Genomic DNA, 18,020 nt, shown 5'->3' on the forward strand with positions numbered 1-18,020 from the left:
TCCCACGCCGGTTGGGACCGTGGCGGCCGCGGCCGAGGACGGCCCGGGGCCGCCGCGTCCGCCCCGCGGACCGGCTCCGGCAGGCTCGGCCGAGCCGTTCGCGTCCATCGGGCGGGCACCGCGAAGGGCGGCCGGGCGGAGCGTGGGAAGCGGTCGCCGTGAGTGCCCTCGGGACCGGCGGGGCGGGCACCACTGCGCCCCGGAGCGCCGACAACGGCTCCGGGGCGCGGTGGTGAGGGCGGATCAGCCGGTGCGGCGCGCCAGCGGCAGCCGGGAGTGGGTGGTGGCCGCGGCCGCCAGGCCGGCGAGCAGCGGGAGGGCCACCAGCGTGAGCAGCAGCTGGGTCCACGGCACGGCGATCGGCAGGTGCGGTGCGTGCGCGCCGGCCTCGTGGGCGCGGCGCAGCGCGACGGCGGGGACGAACCCACAGGCCGTACCGAGCCCGGCCCCGAGGAGCGCGATGGTGCCGCACTGCAGGCCCGACAGCATCCGGCGGAGGCGGGGCGGTGCGCCGACGGCGGCCAGGGTGGCCTGGTCCGGGCGGGATTCGGCGGCGGCCAGACCGGTGGCGATACCGGCCGCGCCGAGCACCACGAGGGCCGCGAAGCCGCTGAGGGCGAGTGTGGCCAGATCGCTCCTCGGCTGGTAGCCGCGCTCGACCCTGAGTTCGGCGAAGGATTCGATCCGGTCGACGGCGGCCGCGGCCTGCTGCTGGAGCCGGGGCGCCGGCGGGGCGCCGGGCAGCCAGATGGAGGTGGTGATACCGGTGTCCAGGCCGAGCCGTCGGACCGTGTCGGGGCTCACCATGCCGGTCCCGTAGTGGGCGGCGACCGGGTTGTCGATCAGCACGGCGGGCACCTCGGCGTCCTTGTCGCCGGGCCGGGGCGGGGTGCCCGGCGGCCGTGGTGCGCTGCCGCCCTGGCCGGCCGCGTAGAGGGCGGCCTTCCCGTCCTTGACGTAGCCCGGGTCGAAGACGACCGCCTGACCGTTGGCCAGTGCCGTTTCGGCGCCTCGGTCGTGCAGGCCGAAGAGGTTGTGCAGCACGGTCGAGTCGCCGACCAGCACCGGGACCGGCCGCGCGGAGCCGTTCGCGGGGGAGAGCATGACGAGACTGCTGCAGCCGGCGCAGAAGTGGTACTCCGCCTGGTACACGTCGGCGCGCTGGCCCAGGCCGGGGAGCTCCCGGGTGACCGCGGACTGCAGCTGCGGCGCCAGCGGGCTGCCCGGGGTGACGTCGAGCAGTACCGCGCCACCGGGTGCCATGGCACGGTACTCCCTCCTGGCCTCGGCGTCGCTGCTCGCGGTGTAGACGCTGACCGCGACGGCTCCGGCGACGGCCGCCATCACGGCGGCGATGGCCGGGGCGGTGCGTCCGCGCTGGCGGGCCGCGTCGCGCAGGGTGAGCCTCGGGCCGAGCGGGAGGTGGCGGGCGAGCCGGCCCAGCAGGCCGACCAGCAGCGGGGTACAGGCGAGCATGCCCAGTTCGGCGGTGACCGAGCCGCCGAGGACGGCGAGGGTCCGTGCGTCGAAACCGCCGGCCACGGGCAGGCCGGGCTCGCCGCTGCCCGCGCCGAGCAGGGCCACCGCGCTGCCGGCGACCACCAGCACCGCGCCCAGCGCGCCGAACCACTTGCTCGGCGCCTTGACGGTGACCCGGTCCCCGAGTGCCGCGACCACGTCCTGACGGCTCGCCTGGACGGCGGGCAGGAGGGCGGCGAGCAGTGCGGTGGCGAGGCCGATCGCGGCCACCGCGAGCAGGTCGAGCGGGCGTACCCCGAAGTGCCCGAAGCGGCTGCCGGCCGCGCCCTCGATCCACGGGCGGAGCGCGGCGACCAGGCCGATGCCGACCAGCACGCCGACCAGCGCGCCGGTCACCCCGAGCACCAGCCCGCCGCTCAGCACCACCGCGCGCACCTGGGCGCGGTCGCCGCCGCCGGCCGCGAGCAGCGCGAGCTGGCGGCGCGAGCGCCGGGCCCCCACCGCGAACGCGGGGCCGGCCAGCAGCGCGGTCTCCAGCAGCGCCATCCCGGCGACGGTGGCCACGACGACCGTGCGGGAGCCGATGCCCGCGAGGTCCAGGGACACCTTCTGGCTGCGGTAGAAGGGAACGGCCGAGCGGGCGGGTGGGTCCAGGGCCACGGTGCGTGCGGTGACGGTGAGGCCGTAGCGGTTGAACTCCTGGACCTTGGCCCAGTCGAGCCGTGCTCCGGCGGGCAGCCGCACCAGCCAGCTCGGCCGGTCGGCGCCGGCGTCCGCCTGGGACCGCTGCTGCGGGTCCCTGGCCCGCAGGTCGTCCAGCGGCGCGATCACCTCGCCGGGACGGCCGATCAGGGCCACCTTCGCCAGGTCGCCCGGGTACTCCGCGACGGCGGTCAGCGTGTACGGGCGGCCCTCCAGGCCCTTGAACGCGGTGGTGTCCCCGAGGGCCAGCCCCGACTGGTCGAGGAACGCCTGGGTGGCCGCGATCTCGTACCGGGCGTGCGGGGCACGGCCCTTGACGATGTCGATCTTCCCCGACCACAGCGGGTCGGTGAGGTCGGCCTCGGCGGTCGAGGTGAACAGCAGGCCGGTCCGGGACCGGGCGCTCGCCTCCGGCCCGGGCCGGGCCGGGGCCAGCACACTGCCCGGCGGCAGCAGGCCGGCGGCCAGTACGGCCGGATCGGTGCCGGTGCTCCTGGTCTGCTCGGGTGTGGGGGCCTGACCGGGCTGGGCGCCGAGGACGGCGGTTCCGTCGTCGGCGTTCGGGGCCTGCAGCACCGTGTGGCCCGGCGCGAGGGAGCTGACCAGCGCGTCCGCGGTGCCCAGGGAACGCTCGACCCGCTCCTGCGGGGTGAGCTGGGCACTGCGGTAGACCACGTCCGCCCCGGCGACACCGAGGACGGGCAACGCGATCATGGCGACGATCAGGGCGCTGCGGCCCTTGGCGCGCAGGGCGTCGCGGCGGGCGATCCGGACGGCGACCCGCCAGGAGGCGAACTTCACCGCGCCACCTCGATCCGCGCGGCGAAGGCCGCCAGATCCTCGGCGCTCCGCCGATCGGTCTCGTCGACCACACGGCCGTCGCGCAGGAAGAGCACCCGGTCCGCCCAGGCGGCGTGCCGGGCCTCGTGAGTGACCATCATGGCGGCCGCGCCCGCGTCGCAGCGGGCCCGCAGCACGGCCAGTACGGCTTGCCCGGTGGTGGAGTCCAGTGCTCCGGTGGGCTCGTCGGCCAGCACCAGGCGGCGCTCGCCGATCAGCGCCCGGGCGATCGCCACCCGCTGGCGCTGGCCGCCGGACATGTCGTCGGGGAACCGGTCGGCCAACTCACCGATGCCCATCTCCCGCAGCGCCGCCAGCGCCTCGCGCCGTGCGGTCCGGGCGGACACCCCGTCAAGCTCGCGCGGCAGCATGACGTTCTCGGCCGCGGTCAGTGCGGGGATCAGGTTGTAGTCCTGGAACACGTAACCGACCGACCGCCGCCGCACCTGGGCCAACTGGCGGCGCGACAGCTCGCCCAGCGAGCGTCCTTCCACCAGCACCCGCCCCTCGCTCGGACCGGCCAGCCCGCCGGCCAGCGTCAGCAGCGTGGACTTACCGGACCCCGACGGGCCCATCACCGCGACGAACTCCCCTGGGCGGACCCGCAGGTCCACCTCGCGCAACGCCTGTACCTCGGCGGCACCGCTGCCGTGCACCCGGCCGGTTCCCTCCAGCTGGAGCACGGCTTCAGCCGGGCCGCCCGTCGATCGGGCCTGTGACACGGTTCCCCCTCTGTTCGGGATGTGACGCCGCTTCGGACGTCTGCATACCTGGTATGTATACCCGGTATGCTGGTCCGGCTCAAGCGCGGCCGCCGCGGTGAGGGGGCGGCCGGTGGTGAGAGGGGGTGGTCAGCGCGTTCACCGGCCCGTAGGGCCGCTCTGCGCGGAGGCGCCCGTGTGATCCGCGACGCGGCCTCGATCGGGTAAATCAGTACGGACACCGTACGTGTCTGATTGGCTACCGTGAGGAGCGCATCGGGCGTTCCCGGAGCGAAAGGACAGTGATGACGGCTGCGGAAGAACGGACCAACCCGGCGGCCCGACTCGGCTTCGAGCCAGGCCAGGTGGTCCAGGAGATCGGGTACGACGACGACGTCGACCAGGAGCTCCGCGAGGGGATCGAGTCGGTCATCGGCCAGGACCTGGTCGACGAGGACTACGACGATGTGGCCGACGTCGTTCTGCTGTGGTGGCGCGACGGGGACGGCGATCTCACCGACGCCCTGGTCGACGCCATCGGGCTGCTCGACGACGGTGGCCAGATCTGGCTCCTCACCCTGAAGAGCGGTCGGGACGGCTACGTCGAGCCCAGCGAGATCGGCGACGCCGCCCAGACCGTCGGCCTCTCGCAGAGCAGGTCCGTCAGCGTCGGCCCGGACTGGAACGGCAACCGCCTCGTCGCCCCCAGGAGGTGACGGTCGGCGTCCCCGGCGTCCCGGCCCGTCGGGAAGACGGGCCGGGACGCCGGCCTGTCGGCTGCGGAGCGAGACCGGCGAGGGGTCGGGGTGCCCTCAGGGGAGTGGGAACCCGTGCCCGCCCGGTGCGCCGGCCCGGCCGGGCCGCCCCGGGCGCGGATCCCGGACGGTGCCGGGGCCTATCTGCTCCACGCGGTGGGTGGTGTGTAGGCGGGGCCGTTGAGGTCGGCGAGGCGGTCCTCGGCGGCGGCAGCGGCACGGGGGCGGCCGGTGGTCCGCAGGAGCTCGGCGAGCCGCCTGCCGGTCTCGGGGAGTGACGGCTCCTCGTCCGTGGTCCGCTGCCAGCAGTGCAGCGCGTTGCGGACGGCCAGCTGGACCTGGGAGGTTCCGGGGCCGGTCCAGGTGAGCCGGTGTTCGGCGCACGCCAACCAGCGCTCGGTGGCCTGGGCGACCGCTCCTGCGGCGACGGCCAGGGTGGCCTGTACCTCCAGTACGTCGCCCATCGCCGGCGACTTTGGGCCGGCCGTCTGCACGATGGCGCGTTCCCACCGGGCGGTGAGGTCGGCCGCCGTGCGGTGGTCCCCGCCGCGTATCGCCTCGGCGATGGCCGGCCGTGGGTCGGCGGCGGAATCGGCGACCGGCTCCGCGACCGGCTCCGCGGCCGGTTCCGCGGCTGGCGAGGCGGACGGTTCGGCGGCCGACGAGGTGGGCGGCGGGGCGGATGGCGGGGCGGATGGCGGAGCGGGCGACGGGATGGGTGGCGCGGGTGGAGCGGGCGGCGCCGTCGTGGCGGTGGCCGGGGCCGGTGTGGCCGGGTGGGGCCGCGGTCCGTCCACGGTGCCTTCGGACCGGTCGGGTCGGGGGCCGATCACGATGCTGCCGGGCGGAAGGCCCGCGTGGCCTGCCGCGAGCGGGTGGAGCTGGGCCAGGTGCTGGCGGTCCGGGGTGCTCCGCAGCAGGTGCGAGAGGGCCGCGGTGTAGGCGGGTGGCTGCCAGGGGCCGCGCCGGGCGGGCGGGCCGACCACGCCGAACCGGGCGATCCGCGGCGGCAGCGCGAGATCGGCGGGCTGGAGCGGCAGGCAGCCGTTGTCGGCGAGCAGGTCGAGCACCACGGCGGTGGTATCGGGCCGACGGGCCGCCAGCTCCCGTGCCAGCCAGGCCCAGGGGAGCGCCGTGTAGCGGATCGTGGTGTCCGTGGTGTCGGCGAGCGCGAGGTGGACCTGGTGCTGCCGGTCGTCTCTGACGAGCAGGCCGCACAGGTAGAGCAGCAGCGGACCCGGCACGGCGGCCGCGGCCCGGATCCGGGCCAGTACGGCCTGCGGACCACTGGGGTTGACGAGGGGGACGACCTCGACCGGCTGGTGCCAGCCGGGCATGAGCGTCTGAGCGGGTATCGCGGCGAACTCGCCGACGGCGGCCTCCGGGTCGAGCAGCCGGCGGCGGGATCCGACCGGGGCGGCGGCCAGCAGCAGTACCTGGCCGCGGGTGGTGTCCCGGTCCTCCCCGTTGATCGTCATGGCGCCCACCGTAGTGCTCGGCGGCACCGGCACCACAGCGGGCACCGTTCTCAGGAGCGGCCCTGGCCCCGTCGCCGGGGCGGGGCGGGCTGCCGACCGCTCAACCGAGGTCGGTGGCCGGGGTGGTGGCGTAGCGGCTCATCACCTCGGCGATCGTCTCGGAGGTCAGCGGCCGGCCGTCGGCGACGACGTCGCGCAGGTCCCGGAAGTACTGCACGTACAGGTCCGGGGTGAACGTGGTGAGCATCACGGCCGGCTGGTCGCCCGGGTTGGCGAAGGCGTGGGGAGCGCCGGGCGGGACCATGACCAGCGTGCCCGCGGGTGCGTCGTGGACCGTCGTCCCGACGGTGAAGCGGACGACGCCCGACACCACGTAGAAGCCTTCGTCGTGCCGGGCGTGCCGGTGCTGCAACGGGCCTTCGGTACGGGGAGCGAGGGTGACCTCGCCGATCCCGATGCGGTGCGCGGTCGTTCCGCCGTCCTCCAGGATGCGCATCCTGGTCGCGCCCAGTTCGATGATCTCGCCGCCGTCGGGGGCGACGATGGAGATCTCGCTCATGCTCGACTCCCATGGTGTCGGTGACCGGTCGTGAGCGCGGGCGGCTCACCCGCCACGGCCCATGGTGCACGTGCGACCGGGAAATACCGTCAAACCGCCCGTTTCCGGCCCGTGTTCACTCGTTGTGCGTCGCCCGGCGGCTCGGCACACGAAGGCCCCGACCGCGTCGCGGTCGAGGTCTTCGCCGGACCGCGGTCACGGGAGTCCCCCCGGGCCCTCACATCGACTGCAGGGCGGCGGCGAACTGGGGGAGCGCGAGGAGCAGCAGAGCGGTCCCCGTCTCGATCCAGCGGTACTTGACGCGGATGATCTCGCTGGTCCCGGACAGGGAGGACAGCAGCGGGCCGGTCGGGTCGCCTCCGGCCCGCTCGAAGGCGCGGCTCAGCCGTTCCCCGCCCGCCTCCGGCGGGATGTGTTCGAAGTAGCTGGGACCGGCCGGACCCTGGCGCCTGCCCCGGCGGCGCCTCGGGGCGATGGCGCACACGAAGCAGATGACGGCCAGCAGGGCGCTGACGACGGCGGTCCACCGCAGTGCGTGGACCTCCCAGGGCTGGGCGCCGTTCCCGGTCAGGGGGAGGAAGACGCCGAGGGCCGCTCCGGTGAAGCCCAGGAGTACGGCGGCCTTGGTGTCCGCCCGCGTGAGCTCCGCGCTGTTGGCGGCCATGAGGCGCTCCATCGCCGCCACGGTCCCCGCGTTCGCTGCGGCCGGACGGCGGACGCTCTCCCCGCGGCGGCAGAGCGCCCCGTACGGCGGCCGACGACGGGGGTACGAGGAGGCCCGCCGGGGCCTGGCGGCCCCGCGCCGGGGTGTCGCCCGCACCGTGCCCCGGCGCGCGACCGCCCGCATCACCTCGGCCTCCCGTTGGCCACACCGCCGGCCCAGCCGTTGGCCTGGGAGCGGGCCTTCTCCCAACTCACCCCGGGCCCCTGCTGCCCGGGTACCTGCCGTCCGAGCGCGACCAGCCGGTCGCGCATCAGCTGGGAGAGCTCCTGCTGCTCCTGTGCCGTCAGCCTGCCCAGCAGACCGGCCATCTCGTCCTGCCACGTGGTCGTACCCCGGATCAGGCCGGAGTGGTCCACCGCCCAGTTCAGCACCTCGCTGACCTGGTCCGGGTGTCTGACCAGCCAGAGCGCCGCGAGTGACACCGGACCTTCCTGGACCGCCCGCCTGCAGAAGTCGTACTCCTCGCGGCTCCTGTCGCTCCAGGAGTAGGGCAGGCCGGTGCCGCCGGGCTCTCCCAGCCGCAGTTCGGTGTCGTTCTCCCGTGCGGAGACGTCCGTGACGCGGTAGGTGAGGCCGCAGTCGTGCAACTGGTGGGGTGCGGTCAGGTGCTGTACCAACTCGGGGGCGCCGAGGCTGTGTCCGGCCCTCGCGTACTCGTCCCTGAGGCGACGCAGGCGCCGGTCGAGGTCCTTGCGCACGGGGAACCAGCCGTGCGTGGTCCGTGTCCGCACGACCTGTGCCGCGTCGTGGACCCACCACAGCACCTGGACGTCCACCGATTCGGTGCCGTACGAGGTCGGGAAGGCGACGGCTCGTGTTCCCGGTCGTTCGTCGAGGTGGACCAGGAAGGCGCCGTCGTAGCCGAGCAGTCCGGCGCGGATCCCCGCTCCCTGCTCCGCCGGACCCGTCGCGAGGTCTTCCACGGGAAGCACATCGCGGCGGCGCCGGTTGCCCGGCAGGTGGTAGAGCCCGTTCCGGTCCCGCAGCACGAGGGCACGATCACGCCGCCCGGACCAGCGGTGCAGCAGGATCTCCTGCCAGGGGGCGCGCGCGGCACGGGTGTAGACGGGCTGGTCATTCTCGGCGGTCATCGGATCCTCCGTGCGGATGGGTGGGGTTGAACGGCTGCGGCTCGCCCGCCCGCCAGGCCTCCAGCGCGTGGTGTGCGATGTGCCGTCCGGCCAGTTCGGGGTTGTCGTCCCGGTCGATCTCGACGAAGAGGCGCAGGACGCCGTGCCGCATCTCCTGGGCGAGGGCGATGAGCAGCGTCTCCAGGGCCGCGCGGAGCCGTTCGTTCCAGGCGGCCGTCCGGCACCACCCGAGCAACGGGTCCCGTATCCCGTCGAAGTGCCGGTCGTCGTTGAGTGACCGGCGGACGAGATCGACGACCTTCTCGGTGAACTCGCCGGCGTTGAGCAGCTGTTCCTCGAACCAGGAGGACTGCGGCAGCAGAGCCGGGAAGGTCCGGAGGGCCAGCTTCGCCTCGGGGCCCGAGCGGTCCGCCCATTCGGCGATCCGGCGGAAGACGGTCGGCTGGTTGCCCGCCGCGAAGAGATCTTCCAACGCCTGGCGTACTGCCGCGGCGACTTGGCGCTCGTCTCCGTCGTCTCCGCGGTAGGAGCGCCGCAGCAGGGACATCGCCGGATCCGGCCGGGACGCCCCGAAGTCCGTCCCGCAGGCGTACGCGACCGTCGAGCGCCGCCGCCAGCCGGCCTGCCCGCTCCACGTGGTGAGATGGTGTTTCACCTCGCTCGCCAGGACCGGGTCCTCAGCCGCGATGCCCAGGGCGTAGGCGGCGGTCCTGCGGCTGCGCGTGTGGTCGGAGCCGGCCAGCTCGTGGATGTGCCGCAGTGCCCGGCGGCCGCCGCCCCAGCCGGCGGCCATTCCCATGAAGCGGCCCACGGGCTCGGCCAGCTCGGTGTCCCGGACCGGAACGTTGTCCAGCCACTCCGTCAGCAGACCGGACAGCTGGCCGTACTGTCGCCACACGTGCCTGAGCACCGTCTCCGCCTGCCGGTGCCGGGTGAAGCGCACCGGCTCCACCGCGTAGCTGTAGCGAGAGCCCGCCCGGATCTCGCTGGGCGCGCACTGCGCACGCACCGTGCGCAGAAGGTCGTCCAGCGACCGGCGGAACATGAACCGGGGGTTCGGCCGTGGGGGTCCCGGCCGGCCGTGGCCGCCGTCCTGGCCCTCGCCCTCCGGCAGGACGGAGTCCAGGCGTCCGTCGGCCAGCGTGAGGAGCCGTTCCGCCTCCTCCCTGACGATCCGGTGGTCGAGCCCCTCGAACACGCAGGTCGCCAGGAGGAAGGCGAGCCCGTCGGCGTCGTCGTGCAGGTTCTTCAGCAGGTCCGGTGCCTCCCCCTCCGCCAGGAAGCTCAGGCGCTGGCGGAGACCGGCGGGATCCGGACCGTCCTCGCCGGCCTCGCTCACCGCGGTGACCAGCTCGGCGACCTGGGCGGGGAGAAGTTCGGGGGTCAGCAACTCCTCCAGCAGGCCCGCGTCCAGCCGGGCGAGCAGCCGGGCACGCTGCGCCGCACCGGGTACGGCGGCCTCGAGGCGCGCGTCGAAGACCGCGCGGGGCCGCGGGGGTACGCATCTGACCGGGGACACATGGAGGTCGCGGGACAGGCCGCGGACGAGTTCGGGGTCGTCGGGCAGCACGATCACCATACGGGCGTCGGCCTCGGTTAGCAGGCGGCGGAGGTTGGCGATGACCGCCGGCCCGAGGGGGTAGTGGGGGAACAGCCCGTAGACGAGGTATCCGCGGGTCCCCGCGTGGGTGGGACGCCACAGGGACAGGTCCTCGTCGCTGTCGAGCGCTCGCAGGTCCATGCTGTGGCCGCTGTGGCGGTACAGCAGGTTCAGGGCCGCCGTGCGGCGTCCGGTGCCGGGCTCTCCGGTGAGGAAGAGGATGCCGGTACCGAGCTCCCTCAACGCCGCGGGGAACCAGTCGGGTTCCGCGAATCCGGCCCGGGCGTCCAGGATCTCCAGCGGGGAGATGGGGCCCTCGTGCGCCTCCACGCGCCGACCGCCCTGACCGGCCGCGGAGTCACCGTTCCTCACATGCTGGTCTCCGTGTACGGAGCCGGTGTTGATGTTGCCGTGCGGGGCGTAGATGACATAGCGCCGGCCACCGGGCGTCCGGACGCCGGACAGTCCGTCGAAGTCCTCGTCGAAGTCCTCAGGGCCGAAGTCGTCCTCGCCCGAAGCCGCTTCGCGGTGAGGGGAACCGCCCCGGAGCCGGGGTTCACCCTCGGCCTCCGCGCCGGCCGGCGACCACTGGTCGGCGTTCACCGGCGGTACTCGTTCTTGTCGCCGTGGACCGTGTCGCCCATGGTGCCGTGGACGGTACCGGCCTTGTTGCCCGCGACGTAGTCGCCGCCACCGCCGAGGTCCACGTTGCTGACGCTCTGACCGCCGTGCACGGTACCGGTGTTCAGGTTTCCCCGCTCGGCCCTGTTCACCACCGACGGACGGGTCGGGCGGTCCTCGGACCGACCGGCGGTGTCGGCCTGCCCGCGCCGGACCTCGTGGTCCTCGACGACCCGGTCGCCCAGGACACGGCGGTCGTAGAGACTGCCCGAGGGCTCGGGCACGTACAGCCAGGCCCGCTGGTCGAACCGCTTGCCCTCCACGGTCGCCGGCACCTCGATGAAGTGGTCCGGGTGCCGCCCCGTGTAACCGCCCGCCACCGCGTCCTGGTAGCAGCGGTCGGAGAGGATGGCGGCGACATGGGTGATGTTCTCGTTGGAGGCGGCCAGCATCGCCTTGACCGGACGGGAGTCGAGCAGCCGGTGGGTGTCGTTGCGCGGAGTGCCGTTGCCGTCGAACTCCCCGCCCGAGTCGGGAAGCGGCCCGATATGGAGGCTGACCCGGAGCCGGATGCGTACGGCCCCCACGGAGTGCACGTTGAACTCGGTGAGCACGTCCTGGAGGGTGTGCAGCCAGGGGTGGATCATGAACGGCATCCACGCCGGATCGAAGCCGAAGACGTACCCGTCGCCGGTGGACGCGGGGAACCTCCGGTGGTTCCACACCTCCTCGACCCCCGCACGTTCGAGCGCCCGCTCGAGAAGTTGCGGAACGGCCTGGCTGATCACTCCGTGCTCGATGGCGGGGTACCCGGTGAAGTCCTTGGCGTCGACGGCCACGATCCCCCGGTAGGGCGGGAGGTGCCGGCTGCGGCTGTGGGGCAGGGCACTGGCTTCGGGCAGGGGGTGGTGGAAATGCGACAACTGAGCCTCCCCGGCTTGTCGTGTGGGCTGTGTGATCCAAGCTTCGCGGGGGTGCGGGTCACGGTGTGCTCGATCAGTGCGGAACAGCGGTGACGGGCGTCACAGAGGCCGAAGGCGTCAACCCCGGAGGGTCGCCGCCGCCAGCCGCAGGGCGGGCAGATCGTCGATGACGATGTGCTTCCGCCCGGTACGCACCTGAAGGGGGCCGAGTTCGGAGAGGCCCGCGGTGACCGTGTTGCGAGACACCCCGAGGTACTGGGCCAGTTCGTCGCGGGTCAGGGCGAACTCGACCCGCCGCCCCGGCGGGGCCTCGGGACCGGCGGAGACATCGGCCAGGGCCACGAGCGCGGCCGCCAGGCGGGCCACGACGTCACCGCCGCCGCGGGCGAGGTCCGACTCCCGCAGCTTGCCGAGGGCGTACCGCACCAGGACGGGAAACAGGTCGTGGTCCGCGACGAACCGCAGGAACACCGCCTTGCCCAGGACCGCGACCGTGCAGGGCGAGATCGCCTCGACGCTGGCCGAACGCAGCCCGTCGTCCAGAACCGCCACCTCGCCCAGCGCCTCTCCCGGACCGCGGAACGCCAGCAGCGTGAGATCGCCGCTCCGCTCCCGTCGGATGACCTTGGCCACGCCGCTCCGCAGCGCGAGCACGTGGGTTCCCGGCTCTCCCTGCCGCAGCAGCGTGCTGCCGATGGGGTGCGGGCGCTCGAAGGCCTCGTCCAGCATGCGGGCCCAGAGCTCATCGCCGATGAGGTGACGCAGGGTCTGGCCCAACGGGCCAGGCGCACCTTCGGCGTGATCGCTCATAGGACGACTCTAGAACACGGTGTACCGTCCCTGCTCCTCGTCGGACACACCGTCAGGCGGCGGAGCGGGGAAGCGGTGCGGCACCGGGGAGGGGCCCCGGTCCGGGCCCCTCGCCCGGGACGCCGTCAGAGCTCCTTGGCCGCGGCCGTGATCGCCTCGCGGATGCGGTAGTAGGTGCCGCAGCGGCAGATGTTGCGGATCTCGTCGAAGTCGGCCTCGCCGATCTCGTGGCCGGCGGCGCGGGCCTGGCGGACCTTGGCGACGGCGGCCATGATCTGGCCCGGCTGGCAGTAGCCGCACTGGGCGACGTCATAGGCCAGCCAGGCCTCCTGCATGGGGTGCAGGTCCTTGCCGACGGTCGCGGGCAGGCCCTCGATGGTGGTGATCTCGTCGGTCGGCTGGACCGCGCCGACCGGAACCGAACAGGGGTTGAAGGCCTTGCCGTTGATGTGGCTGGTGCAGGCCTGGCAGACACCCAGCCCGCAGCCGTACTTGGGGCCGGTGACGCCGAGGACGTCGCGCAGCACCCAGAGCAGCCGCACGTCGTCGGCGACGTCCACCGAGACCGGGGACCCGTTCAGGATGAAGGTGTGTCGGGGCACTTGGTTTGCTCCTGGCGGGCTAGTAGGCGCGGGTGAGGCCGTCGGTCGGGGAGGCGGGAACCGGGGGTGAGGTGGGAAGCGGGGTGAAGCCGAGCGGATCGGCGTGGTTGATCGGGAAGCTGGTCGGCATGGTGCCGGTGGCCCGGCCGTACGCGCAGGCGACCGCCGCCATCGCCCCGGCGACCGCCAACTCGCCGGCCCCGCCGGGGACCCCGGTGGTGGGCGGCATCACGATGATCTGCAGCTCGGGCGGCGTGTTCCACTGCCGGGTGTAGAAGTAGTTGTCCCAACTGCCTTCCAGGAAGTGCCCGTTCTGCAGGTGCAGGCCGGAGGAGAGGGCCACGGCGATACCGTCCATGATGCCGCCCATCATCTGCGCCTCCAGGCCGCGCGGGTTGACCGCCAGCCCGACGTCCACCGCGCAGACCACCTTGGTCACCCGGGGCCCGGTGTACGCGTCCGGGACCTTCCGGCCGACCGTGGCGGGTGTGCAGTCGATCTCGGCCAGCACCGCGACGAAGCCGTGGTACTCCGGGTGCAGCGCGATGCCCTGGGCGGTGCCCGGCGGCATGCCGCGTCCCCAGGAACCGGCCTCGGCCACCTGGTCCAGCACCGCCTTGGCCCGGTCGTCCTTGAGGAACCTCCGGCGGAACTGATAGGCGTCCTGGCCCATCGCCGCCGCCAGCTGGTCGACGATCAGCTCCTGCGCAGTGCGCACGTTGGGCGAGTAGATGCCGCGCATGCTGCCGGTGTTGAAGCCGTGGTCGACCTCCTTCAGCAGCTGGGTGGTGACGCCGAACTCGTAGGGGGTCTGCTGGGTGAGGCCGAACATCACGTCGGAGAAGGCGGTGCTGGCGATCGGCAGCTTGTCGACCATGGAGGTGATGATCTCGCCCAGGCCGTGGCCGAAGTCGGTCCAGACCGAGGTGTGCCGCTGCTCGCAGCTGACCACGTTGCCCGCCGAGTAGGTGGCCCGCACCCGGGAGACGGACATCGGATGGGTGCGGCCCTGGCGGAAGTCGTCGGTGCGGTGCCACATCAGCTTGACCGGCTTGCCGATCGCCTTGGAAACCAGGGCCGCCTCCAGCGCCGCGTCGTGGAAGAGCTTGCGGCCGAACGAGCCGCCGCCCTGGGTCACGTGCACGGTGACCGCGGTGGGCAGCAGGCCGAGCGCGGCGGCGATGGTCTCCTTGGCCACGATCGGCGACTTCAGCGAACCCCAGATCTCGGCCCGGTCGGAACGGACGTCGGCGATCGCGCAGTTGGGCTCCAGCGCGCTGTTGCTGGCGAAGTGGAAGGTGAACCGGGCGTCGATCGCCTTGGTGAGCAACGGCAGCGGCGGTACCACCAGCGGGAGTTCGGCGTCCTGCAGCTCCTTCAGCACGCTGGCGTCGCTGGCGCCCTCCACGGTGCCAGGACCCCAACTGACCTGCAGCGCCCGCACCGCGTCGATGCACTGGCCGAAGGTCTGGCCGCGCACCGCCACACCGCTGGGCACGGTCACCACATCGGTGATCCCCGGCATCGCCTGGACCGCCGCCAGGTTCTGCACCGACCGGACGGTGCCGTTGATCGTCGGCGGGCGGCAGATCATGGTCGGCAGCGCCCCCGGGACGTTCAGGTCCATGGTGAACTGCTTGCGTCCGGTCACCGCGTCCAGCGCGTCGACCCGGTTCTGCGGGGTGCCGATCACGCTGAACTTTCCGGCCGGCTTGAGCGTGACCGAGACCGCCAGCGTGCTCTGGCTCGCCGCGGCCGCCGCCAGCTGACCGTAGCCGATGCTGGCACCGCTCGCCGCGGTCACCACACCGGCACTGGTGGTCAGCGTCGAGACCGGCACGCCCAACTGCGCTGCGGCGGCCGCGAGCAGGCGCCGGCGCGCGACGGCGGCGGCCACCCGGATCGGGGTGTAGGTCGAGATGGTGGTGTTCGATCCGCCGGTCAGCTGGTTGAAGAGCAGCTCCGGGCGGGCATCGGCGAGGCCGACCCGCACCCGGTCCAGCGGCAGGTCCAGCTCCTCGGCGATCAGCATCGCGCTGGAGGTCGTGACTCCCTGGCCCACCTCGGCCCGGGGCAGCGCGAAGGAGGCGGTGCCGTCGGAGTTCAGCTGGATGCCGATCAGGCCGGAGGTCGGCAGGGCCGCGTCCGTGAGCAGGTCGTTGAGGTCGTACACCTCGGCCGGCTCGGGCAGCGACGGGATCGCCGCCTGCGCCTTCTCCGGCGCGGCCAGCTCCCCCAGCTGGGCCGCCACGGTGAGCGTGGAGGCCGCCACCACATAGCCCAGGAACCTGCGCCGCCCCAGCATGTGATCCTGATCGCCCATCAGTTCTCCTCTCCCCGGCGATACTGCGAGGCGGAGCCTGCCATACCGCTGGGCGAAACCGCACACCGCCCCACCTCGGAGCGCCGCACCCCGCCCGGCGGCCGTCGCACGACCCCGGCCCGCACGGGTCGCCCCGACCGCGCCCCGACCCGGCCTCTGGCGTGCGGGCCTACCAAAGCACAGTGTTACGCCAACGCGGCGGGCTGAGCGGCCGCACGCCCGACGGCGGCGAACCGGCCCATGAACTCGGTGACTTCCTCGTGGCCTTGGTGACAAAACGGGGCCTTGGCGCTGATCCGGAGGCATTGCTGTTGCCGGTCAAGTCCGGCGAAGGCAGCAGGGGATGAGCATCAGCAGCAGACGGTGTACAGCCGCTTCCGGACCCGGGAGTCGGACGGGACCTGGGAGCGGCTATCCGCCGCGATCTTGGCCGGGACCGAGGCCGAGGCGGTCGGAGCGATCGAGTGGATCGTGGTTCTGTCGCCCGGGACCGGGGCTCGGCTGTGGCGTGGCGGAAGCCCGAGCGTGGGCTCGCCTGGGCCGGAGTTCCCCGCCTTATCGGCTGGGAAAACCGCTGTCGGGCGAATGGATCAAGGTGGTAGAACTACCGCCGTGCACAAGACTCCGGAGTTTTCCGACCTGCTGCGGCTGATCGACGATCGTGCAATCGCCTTCCGCGCCGCGATCGCCGCCGCGCCCAGCCTCGACCTGCCCGTGCCGACCTGCCCCGGGTGGACGCTGTTCGACCTGGTGCAGCACATCGGCGAGGGCCGCCGTCGCTGGGCCGCCACCGTCGCCGCCGGGCCGGACGCCACGTCCAGGACCCCGGCCCAGGGTGACGCGGTCGCGCCGCAGGAGCGCGAGGCCGTGCTGGCCTGGCTGGCCGCCTCGACCGAGCTGTTGCTGGCGGCCCTGCGGGAGGCCGGTCCGGACCAGGGCTGCTTCACCGGCTGGGGTGTCACGCAGACGCCGCACACTGCCGGTGGCGTCGCCCGGCACCAGGTCCAGGAGATCGCGGTGCACACGTACGATGCCCAGCTCACCGTGGGCGAGGCGGCCTCACTGCCTGTCGAGGTGGCGCTCGACGGTGTCGAGGAGAGCCTGTTCATCGCCAGCTTCACGAGGAGTGCCTGGCCGCACAAGCCCACCGCCTTCGACTTGCACGCCACTGAGGGCCGCTCCTGGCGCCTCACGGTCGACGGCGACGGTGCACGGACCACCCGGCTGCCCGCTACCGGCGAGGCCCCGGAAGCGGCAGGCCTCTCCATTCGCGGCACGGCCAGTGATCTGGTCCTCTGGCGGTACGACCGCATTTCGGTGGACTCCCTGGAACTCGACGGGGACCCGGAGCTGCTCGACCTGCTCTTCGCCTGGGAACCGGAGGACTGGGCGTGACGACACGCCACCGCGTACGAACCTGCCGCTGACATCGGGAACGGACTCGCATCGAACGGATGATCGATTCCGAGGGTTGGCTGCGCGCATGAGACGAGGGAGTCCACAGTCAGGTTGTGACGCCAGACATGGACTCCCTCGCGACCGCACTCCACGTCAGGACCGACGACCTGCTGACGGGTTCGCCGCAGCTCGCCCCGTGACCTTCAAGGGCCAACTCGACCTCGAACGCCGCCGCGGCCGTACCCCCGGTGGCGTGATGGTCCGCATGCTTCAGCGAATCCTCGCGCTGACCGCCGCCATCTGGCACAACGAGCACACCGGCCAGCCCGTCAGGCGGTCGCTGACTGCCTATGACCACTGACGGCTTCAAATCGATCATCTAGCCACCGGAGATGGCAGCCCGGAGCTGTTCGGCCAGAGCCGCGGTCGTTTCCTCGTCGACGTCAAGGAGTCCCGCCGTCTCCCACAGCAGGGCGTTCGTCTGCTGCCGCTCGTACGGCACACCGGGCGGCAGGGCGGCCACATGCCAGTGCACGTGAGCGTTTCCCTGGTTGCTGCCAAGGCTGTAGACGTAGATCCGTTCGGTCGGCACCACCTGGCGAAGTCCGGTGGCGACCTTGTGGACCACCGCTTGGAGTGCCAGGTAGGCCGTCTCGGTGAAGCCGCCCACGGGGTCCTCGATGTGGAGCTTGGGCGCGACGAGCAGTTTGCCGAGCAGTGTGGGGTGCTTGTCGAGGAAGGCGACATGCCGGTCGTCCTCGTACACGGTCTCGTGTCGGTAGCCGGGGGCGCCGGCCAGCATCCGGCAGATGAAGCAGGGTCCGGTGCGCGAGCGGTGCGAGTACGCGGCTTCGTCGAACGGGATGCGCTTGGACGTCACTCCGTGACTCCCCTCAGTCGGCTGCTGATCGACTGCTCCAGGTGGTCCGTGGTCGCGGTGAAGGCGGCCGCGAGGTCGATGCCGTACAGTTCGGCGATCACGGTCACGGACCAGAGGCAGTCCGCGAGTTCATGGGCCAGGTCGCCGCCGTCCGGTGCGGGCCGCACGCCTTCGGCCGCCTGGGTGAGCTTGGCGAGGTCGCCGACGTCGCCGACGAACCCGAGGACGAAGTCCTCCCGGGACCAGGTGCGGCCGCGTTCGGTCCGGTTCAGCCGGTCGTACAGGCCGTGCACGCGCATCGCCCGGCCGGTGATCTCGTTCAGATCCATGGCTCGATCCCTCCACCGTCGACACCGGAGGCCGTCCGGTGTCGAATCGGAATCCTTCGGTACTCGGCGTGGGTTTCAACGGTGGTGCTGGGTGCGACACCCGCGATCGAAAACAGACCCGGGTGCCGCGAGAAGTCTCCCACGGATGGCCCCGCCGGACGGCAGGCCGACGCCTGCGACGGCGTTGCCAGTGAGCCCGTCAGGG

15 protein-coding genes and 1 pseudogene are annotated in these 18,020 nt (G+C 72.9%); 3 read left to right on the forward strand and 13 right to left on the reverse strand.

What is annotated here, in order from left to right:
- Positions 1-243 precede the first annotated feature (243 nt).
- Together ACSMTC_RS33335 and ACSMTC_RS33340 are read right to left on the reverse strand one after the other, a co-directional pair.
- Positions 244-2,982, reverse strand: a complete 2,739-nt coding sequence (locus ACSMTC_RS33335) for an FtsX-like permease family protein (protein WP_436563466.1) — start codon at positions 2,980-2,982, stop codon at positions 244-246.
- Positions 2,979-3,743: an ABC transporter ATP-binding protein gene (locus ACSMTC_RS33340; RefSeq protein ID WP_436563467.1), complete on the reverse strand. Its 765-nt coding sequence runs from the start codon at positions 3,741-3,743 to the stop codon at positions 2,979-2,981. The genes ACSMTC_RS33335 and ACSMTC_RS33340 overlap by 4 nt, the downstream gene beginning before the upstream one ends.
- Positions 3,744-4,027: 284 nt before the next feature.
- On the opposite strand from ACSMTC_RS33340, the gene ACSMTC_RS33345 reads away from it, so the two are divergent.
- Positions 4,028-4,438 (forward strand): DUF3052 domain-containing protein, encoded by a 411-nt coding sequence (locus tag ACSMTC_RS33345; RefSeq protein WP_436563468.1) that lies wholly within the window; start codon positions 4,028-4,030, stop codon positions 4,436-4,438.
- A 179-nt stretch (positions 4,439-4,617) separates the two neighbouring features.
- Here ACSMTC_RS33345 and ACSMTC_RS33350 read toward each other — a convergent pair whose 3' ends face one another.
- From ACSMTC_RS33350 to ACSMTC_RS33390, 9 genes are all read right to left on the reverse strand, one after another.
- On the reverse strand, positions 4,618-5,955 hold the full coding sequence (locus ACSMTC_RS33350) for a hypothetical protein (RefSeq protein WP_436563469.1): 1,338 nt from the start codon (positions 5,953-5,955) through the stop codon (positions 4,618-4,620).
- A gap of 100 nt (positions 5,956-6,055) precedes the next feature.
- The gene (locus tag ACSMTC_RS33355) at positions 6,056-6,514 is read right to left on the reverse strand and encodes a cupin domain-containing protein (RefSeq protein ID WP_436563470.1); all 459 of its coding nucleotides are present in this window, start codon (positions 6,512-6,514) and stop codon (positions 6,056-6,058) included.
- A gap of 217 nt (positions 6,515-6,731) precedes the next feature.
- On the reverse strand, positions 6,732-7,178 hold the full coding sequence (locus ACSMTC_RS33360; RefSeq protein WP_436563471.1) for a Pycsar system effector family protein: 447 nt from the start codon (positions 7,176-7,178) through the stop codon (positions 6,732-6,734).
- 182 nt (positions 7,179-7,360) lie between these two features.
- Positions 7,361-8,329 carry a hypothetical protein gene (locus ACSMTC_RS33365; protein WP_436563472.1) on the reverse strand — a complete coding sequence of 323 codons (969 nt, stop codon included), beginning with the start codon at positions 8,327-8,329 and terminating at the stop codon, positions 7,361-7,363.
- On the reverse strand, positions 8,313-10,532 hold the full coding sequence (locus ACSMTC_RS33370; RefSeq protein WP_436563473.1) for a hypothetical protein: 2,220 nt from the start codon (positions 10,530-10,532) through the stop codon (positions 8,313-8,315). The genes ACSMTC_RS33365 and ACSMTC_RS33370 overlap by 17 nt, the downstream gene beginning before the upstream one ends.
- Positions 10,529-11,473 carry a hypothetical protein gene (locus ACSMTC_RS33375; protein WP_436563474.1) on the reverse strand — a complete coding sequence of 315 codons (945 nt, stop codon included), beginning with the start codon at positions 11,471-11,473 and terminating at the stop codon, positions 10,529-10,531. Before ACSMTC_RS33375 ends, ACSMTC_RS33370 begins: the two co-directional genes overlap by 4 nt.
- A 117-nt stretch (positions 11,474-11,590) precedes the next feature.
- Positions 11,591-12,283: a Crp/Fnr family transcriptional regulator gene (locus ACSMTC_RS33380; protein WP_436563475.1), complete on the reverse strand. Its 693-nt coding sequence runs from the start codon at positions 12,281-12,283 to the stop codon at positions 11,591-11,593.
- A gap of 125 nt (positions 12,284-12,408) precedes the next feature.
- Positions 12,409-12,885 carry a (2Fe-2S)-binding protein gene (locus ACSMTC_RS33385; protein ID WP_436563476.1) on the reverse strand — a complete coding sequence of 159 codons (477 nt, stop codon included), beginning with the start codon at positions 12,883-12,885 and terminating at the stop codon, positions 12,409-12,411.
- A gap of 19 nt (positions 12,886-12,904) precedes the next feature.
- The gene (locus tag ACSMTC_RS33390; RefSeq protein ID WP_436563477.1) at positions 12,905-15,208 is read right to left on the reverse strand and encodes a molybdopterin cofactor-binding domain-containing protein; all 2,304 of its coding nucleotides are present in this window, start codon (positions 15,206-15,208) and stop codon (positions 12,905-12,907) included.
- A 612-nt stretch (positions 15,209-15,820) separates the two neighbouring features.
- Here ACSMTC_RS33390 and ACSMTC_RS33395 point away from each other — a divergent pair.
- Positions 15,821-16,603 (forward strand): maleylpyruvate isomerase family mycothiol-dependent enzyme, encoded by a 783-nt coding sequence (locus tag ACSMTC_RS33395; protein ID WP_436563478.1) that lies wholly within the window; start codon positions 15,821-15,823, stop codon positions 16,601-16,603.
- Positions 16,604-16,805: 202 nt separating this feature from the next.
- Positions 16,806-16,967: pseudogene (locus ACSMTC_RS33400) on the forward strand (IS982 family transposase); the annotation flags it as partial.
- Positions 16,968-16,985: 18 nt separating this feature from the next.
- On the opposite strand, the gene ACSMTC_RS33405 reads toward ACSMTC_RS33400, so the two are convergent.
- Positions 16,986-17,486: an HIT family protein gene (locus ACSMTC_RS33405; RefSeq protein WP_436563479.1), complete on the reverse strand. Its 501-nt coding sequence runs from the start codon at positions 17,484-17,486 to the stop codon at positions 16,986-16,988.
- On the reverse strand, positions 17,483-17,815 hold the full coding sequence (locus ACSMTC_RS33410; protein ID WP_436563480.1) for a nucleoside triphosphate pyrophosphohydrolase family protein: 333 nt from the start codon (positions 17,813-17,815) through the stop codon (positions 17,483-17,485). The genes ACSMTC_RS33405 and ACSMTC_RS33410 overlap by 4 nt, the downstream gene beginning before the upstream one ends.
- Between the last annotated feature and the right edge of the window lie 205 nt (positions 17,816-18,020).

The sequence above is a fragment of the Kitasatospora sp. HPM-01-4 genome (assembly GCF_051374625.1).
Taxonomy (GTDB): Bacteria; Actinomycetota; Actinomycetes; order Streptomycetales; family Streptomycetaceae; genus Kitasatospora.